This is a genomic window from Pseudomonas sp. CG7, assembly GCF_023701885.1.
Lineage (GTDB): Bacteria > Pseudomonadota > Gammaproteobacteria > Pseudomonadales > Pseudomonadaceae > Aquipseudomonas > Aquipseudomonas zanjanensis.
On record NZ_JABAEE010000155.1, the window covers coordinates 1 to 4,541 of the forward strand.

The 4,541-nt window shown below is 61.4% G+C and carries 4 protein-coding genes and 1 pseudogene; 3 read left to right on the top strand and 2 right to left on the bottom strand.

Annotation, left to right across the window (positions count from 1 at the left end):
• Positions 1-307: LysE family translocator (locus HGO40_RS30160; RefSeq protein WP_250966014.1), on the bottom strand; the 307-nt coding region annotated here is incomplete at its 3' end.
• A gap of 174 nt (positions 308-481) precedes the next feature.
• On the opposite strand from HGO40_RS30160, the gene HGO40_RS30165 reads away from it, so the two are divergent.
• The gene (locus HGO40_RS30165) at positions 482-1,936 is read left to right on the top strand and encodes a TrkH family potassium uptake protein (protein WP_250966015.1); all 1,455 of its coding nucleotides are present in this window, start codon (positions 482-484) and stop codon (positions 1,934-1,936) included.
• A 75-nt stretch (positions 1,937-2,011) separates the two neighbouring features.
• Here the strand turns inward: HGO40_RS30165 and HGO40_RS30170 are convergent, their stop codons facing one another.
• Positions 2,012-2,512 carry a hypothetical protein gene (locus HGO40_RS30170; RefSeq protein WP_250966016.1) on the bottom strand — a complete coding sequence of 167 codons (501 nt, stop codon included), beginning with the start codon at positions 2,510-2,512 and terminating at the stop codon, positions 2,012-2,014.
• Positions 2,513-2,657: 145 nt separating this feature from the next.
• On the opposite strand from HGO40_RS30170, the pseudogene HGO40_RS30175 reads away from it, so the two are divergent.
• Positions 2,658-3,739 (top strand): annotated as a pseudogene (locus HGO40_RS30175) (bifunctional transcriptional activator/DNA repair enzyme AdaA).
• 23 nt (positions 3,740-3,762) lie between these two features.
• Positions 3,763-4,389, top strand: a complete 627-nt coding sequence (locus tag HGO40_RS30180) for a DNA-3-methyladenine glycosylase family protein (protein WP_250966017.1) — start codon at positions 3,763-3,765, stop codon at positions 4,387-4,389.
• Positions 4,390-4,541 lie beyond the last annotated feature (152 nt).

Consider the following 4,541-nt stretch of genomic DNA (forward strand, 5'->3'; position numbering starts at 1 on the left):
CACGCCCCTCGTCCCGCCCTCCCAGCTCGCCATTGTCCATCGCCAGTTTCCAGGCCATGAACAGCAGGAAGGCCACACCCGCCAGTTGCACCACGCGCGTAAGCCCCGGCCAACGCTGCAACACTTCATGCAACCCCAACCCCATCAAGACCAGCAGCAGGACAAAACCGAGGGTAGCGCCGGCCACGTGCCGCAACGTGGCCCGAAACCCGTACCGGGCCCCGGAGCTGAGGGCGACGATATTGACCGGGCCCGGGGTAATGGAAGCCACCAGCGCAAAGGTCGCCATGGAAAATATCAAGCTCATCACATATCTTCTTCAGTTCAGGAACGAGTCCCATAGGTAAAGGGGCCCGCTTCGGGGGTATTGAAGAAAACTGCCTTGTCATCGAGCGTCACCGTTTATTTTTTTACGCAAACTTTACGCGCTAGCCGATTAACCAAATCGATACTGTGCGGCTCAATGGATCAGGCGTTTCTCATGTCGATTGCGGTTCTGCGTCTCATCGGTTTCATCCTCGGGATTTTCCTGATTACCCTGGCGATCAGCATGGCGATTCCGCTGTTCACGCTGATGTTTTACGAGCGCAACGATGACTTGTCGGCGTTTCTTTGGTCGAGCCTGATTACCTTCGTGTGTGGTATCGCCCTGGTCGCCCGTGGACGACCGGAACATGTCCACATGCGCCCCAGGGAAATGTATTTGTTGACCACCGCCAGTTGGGTGGTGGTCTGCGCCTTCGCCGCCCTGCCGATGGTATTCATCCAGCACATCAGTTACACCGATGCATTTTTCGAGACGATGTCGGGCATCACGACCACCGGCTCAACCATCCTCACCGGACTGGATACGGCATCCCCCGGCCTGTTGATCTGGCGTTCGATGCTGCATTGGCTCGGCGGCATCGGCTTTATCGGCATGGCGGTGGCGATCCTGCCGCTGCTGCGGGTCGGCGGCATGCGGGTGTTCCAGACCGAATCATCGGACTGGTCGGAAAAGGTCACGCCGCGCTCTCACGTCGCGGCCAATTACATTCTTTGGATCTATGTCGCGCTGACCGCCTTCGCGACCTTGGCGCTGTGGCTGGCCGGCATGACCCCCTTCGAGGCGATCAACCATGCGATGTCCTTGATTTCCACCGGTGGCTTCTCCACCTCCGACGCTTCCCTGGCGCACTGGACGCAACCGGCCATTCACTGGGTGTCAGTCATCATCATGATGGCAGGCGCGCTGCCCTTTACGCTGTATGTCGCGACGCTACGGGGGAACCGGCGTGCGTTGCTCAAGGATCAGCAGGTTCGGGGCTTCATTGGATTTTTGGTCGTTACCTGGCTCGTGGTCGGTACCTGGCTGAGCCTGAACAGTGATCATGGTTGGTGGGACGCGGTTCGCATCGTGGCCGTCAATGTCACCTCTGTCGTCACGACCACAGGCGTGGCGTTGGGTGACTACACGCTGTGGGGCAGTTTCGCCCTGTTGCTGTTCTTCTACTTGACGTTCGTGGGCGGCTGTTCGGGGTCCACGGCCGGCGGGTTGAAAATCTTCCGTTTCCAAGTCGCCGGAGCACTGCTGATGGGCAGCCTGAAGCAATTGATCCACCCCCGGGCGGTGATCCGGAAAAAATACAACAACCATCCCATCGACGAAGAAATCGTCCGCTCGCTGCTGACCTTTTCGTTTTTCTTTACCATCACGATTGGCGCCATTGCCCTGGGCCTGGCGCTGATCGGCCTGGATTGGACAACCGCCCTGACCGGCGCCGCCACCGCGGTGTGCAACGTGGGCCCAGGCTTGGGCAACATCATTGGGCCGGCCGGCAACTTCTCGACCCTGCCCGACGCAGCAAAATGGCTGTTGACCATCGGCATGCTGCTGGGGCGATTGGAGATCCTGACGGTGCTGGTGTTGTTCACGCCGGTGTTCTGGAAATATTGAACGCGATGGGCATGCGTAACTGACAGACGAAAAAAAGCCGCGACACCTTGCAGGCATCGCGGCTTGTTCGGGCGATCAGTGATCGTTCTTGATCGAAGAGCTGGTCGCGTTGGTCAGGCCCTTGGTGTTGTGGGTGCCTGGCGTGGCAGTGGAAATCGCCGACGCCTTGGTCAGGCCGCGCGTATCACGGTCCTTGGCGATGGTCGACGTCAACGACGCCTTGCTGGTACGGTCGGTGCGGGTGGCACCGGTGTGCTTGCCGCTCACGCCATGGTCCCGGGTGCGGGTACGAGTGCCGGTGTGGTCGCTGGCCAATCCTTTGCCAAGGCCGCGGGCGTCGCCCGACTTGTCATGGCCCTGGCCACCGCCAATGCCCGCACCGTGGCCGCCGCCATTACCACCACCGTTTCCTCCGCCGTGACCGCCACCACCGCCATTGCCGCCACCACCGCCACCGCCATTGCCCGCGGCATAGCTCGAACCGATCGGCGACAGGTCGGCGGGCAACAAGGCCGAGGCACCGAACGCCAAGGCACAGACAGCAACGGCAATCAGGGATTTCTTATGTTTGGACATGATGTCTCCGAAAGACAAAAACAGCGGGTGAACCTTTAAGACTCGAAGGTTCAATTTTTGTTCGCGACTACCCGACAAACAACCGGAAAATTCACTGTCGATTTTTCGGTGGAGTCGTCCCGGGCACGGTTCTATGCTCTGCTCCATGAACCTACACGACTCGCTGCTCCCGCCCCATGCCGAGATGGGCCGCGCCATGCTCGAACGAGACACCGCCTACGAGGGGGTGTTCTTTACTGCGGTCAAGACCACCGGCATCTTTTGTCGCCCCAGTTGCACCGCGCGCAAGCCGAAACCGGAGAACGTGGAATTCTTCGCCCACGCCGACGAAGCGATGTCGGCCGGCTACCGCGCCTGCCTGCGCTGCAAGCCGCTGGACGCTGCTGCCATTGCGCCGGACTGGATCCAAGCCCTGCTCAAGGCGGTGGACGCCGAACCCGACCTGCGCTGGCCCGACGCCGAGCTGCTGGAGCAAGGCGTCGAACCGCTGAAACTGCGCCGCTGGTTCAAACAACATTTCGGCATGACTTTTCACGCCTACCTGCGCACCCGTCGCCTGGGCATTGCCTTGGGCGGTATCAAGGACGGCACTTCCATCGACAATGCCGCGTTCGATTCTGGCTATGAATCGGTGAGCGGGTTTCGCGACGCCTTCGTCAAATCCTTCCACATCACGCCGGGCCGCGCGGCCCTCAGCGAACCCTTGTTGTTCACCCGCCTGACCACGCCATTGGGGCCGATGCTGGCCAGGGCCGAACGCCGGGGCCTGGTGCTGCTGGATTTCCTCGACCGTCCGGCCCTGACCAAGGAACTGGAAGAACTGCAGCAGCGCCACGGCTACACGGTCGCGCCAGGGCACAACGCTCACCTGCAACAGATCGAAACCGAACTGGCCGAATATTCGCCGGCAAACTCCCGACGTTCACCGTCCCGCTGCACATGCCCGGCAGTGCATTCGCCATACGAGTCTGGGCTGAACTGCAAAAACTTCCCTATGGCGAAACCCGCAGCTACGGCGGCATCGCCACGGCCCTGGGCAGCCCGGGTGCCAGCCGCGCCGTGGGCTTGGCCAACGGGCAGAATCGCCTGGCCATCGTCATTCCCTGCCACCGGGTGATCGGTGCGGATGGCTCGTTGACCGGCTATGGTGGCGGCCAGCCGCGCAAGGCGTTTCTGTTGCGGCTGGAAAAAGCCGCGGTGCAGGTTTCGCTGCCCCTGGCGTTTTGAGCGCCCCGGAGAATGAATACCTGATGCCCGTGTCCTACCACGACGCCAGCGCCTTCCTGGCCAATCTCGACGAAGACTGGCGACGGCACGTCGAGACGATCGGTCCTTGCCTGCTGCAACCCAAGCCGGCTCGGGATCCCTATGAAGCCTTGGTCCGGGCGATTGCCTACCAGCAACTGCACGCCAAGGCAGGCGATGCAATCCTGGGTCGACTGCTGGCGTTGTTCCCGGCGCAGACCTTCCCCTCCCCCACGCAGATCCTGGCGACAGACGTTGCGCAACTGCGCAGTTGTGGGTTTTCCGCCAGCAAGATCGCAACCCTCCAGGGCATCGCCCAAGCGACCCTGGACGGGGTGGTGCCGGACTACGCCACGGCGCGGGCAATGGAGGACGAAGCGTTGATCGAGCGCCTGGTCAGCCTGCGCGGCGTCGGGCGCTGGACCGTGGAAATGCTGCTGATCTACAGCCTGGAGCGGCCCGACATCCTGCCGGCCGATGACTTTGGCGTGCGCGAGGGGTATCGACGGCTCAAGGGATTGGCGCAACAGCCCAGCCGCAAGCAGATGATCGAGATCGGCCTGGCCTGGAGTCCTTATCGGACGGTGGCGGCGTGGTATTTGTGGCGGGTGCCTAACTCCAAGACCGCGTAATCGTTCATCGCGAGCAGGCTCGCTCCCACAGGGGATTTTCTGTGTCGATACACTGTGTGGACACTGAAGATCAACTGTGGGAGATTCTATGGTTGAGGGGAAGCCCTCAAGCCGCTTTTGGTTGGTATTCGCTTTGCCCTTTCAGCAGAGCG

Bases quoted from the DNA above. Each gene is read 5' to 3' on its own strand.
- HGO40_RS30180 (WP_250966017.1), top strand. From the start codon at position 3,763: ATGCCCGTGTCCTACCACGACGCCAGCGCCTTCCTGGCCAATCTCGAC.
- HGO40_RS30165 (WP_250966015.1), top strand. From the start codon at position 482: ATGTCGATTGCGGTTCTGCGTCTCATCGGTTTCATCCTCGGGATTTTC.
- HGO40_RS30170 (WP_250966016.1), bottom strand. From the start codon at position 2,512: ATGTCCAAACATAAGAAATCCCTGATTGCCGTTGCTGTCTGTGCCTTG.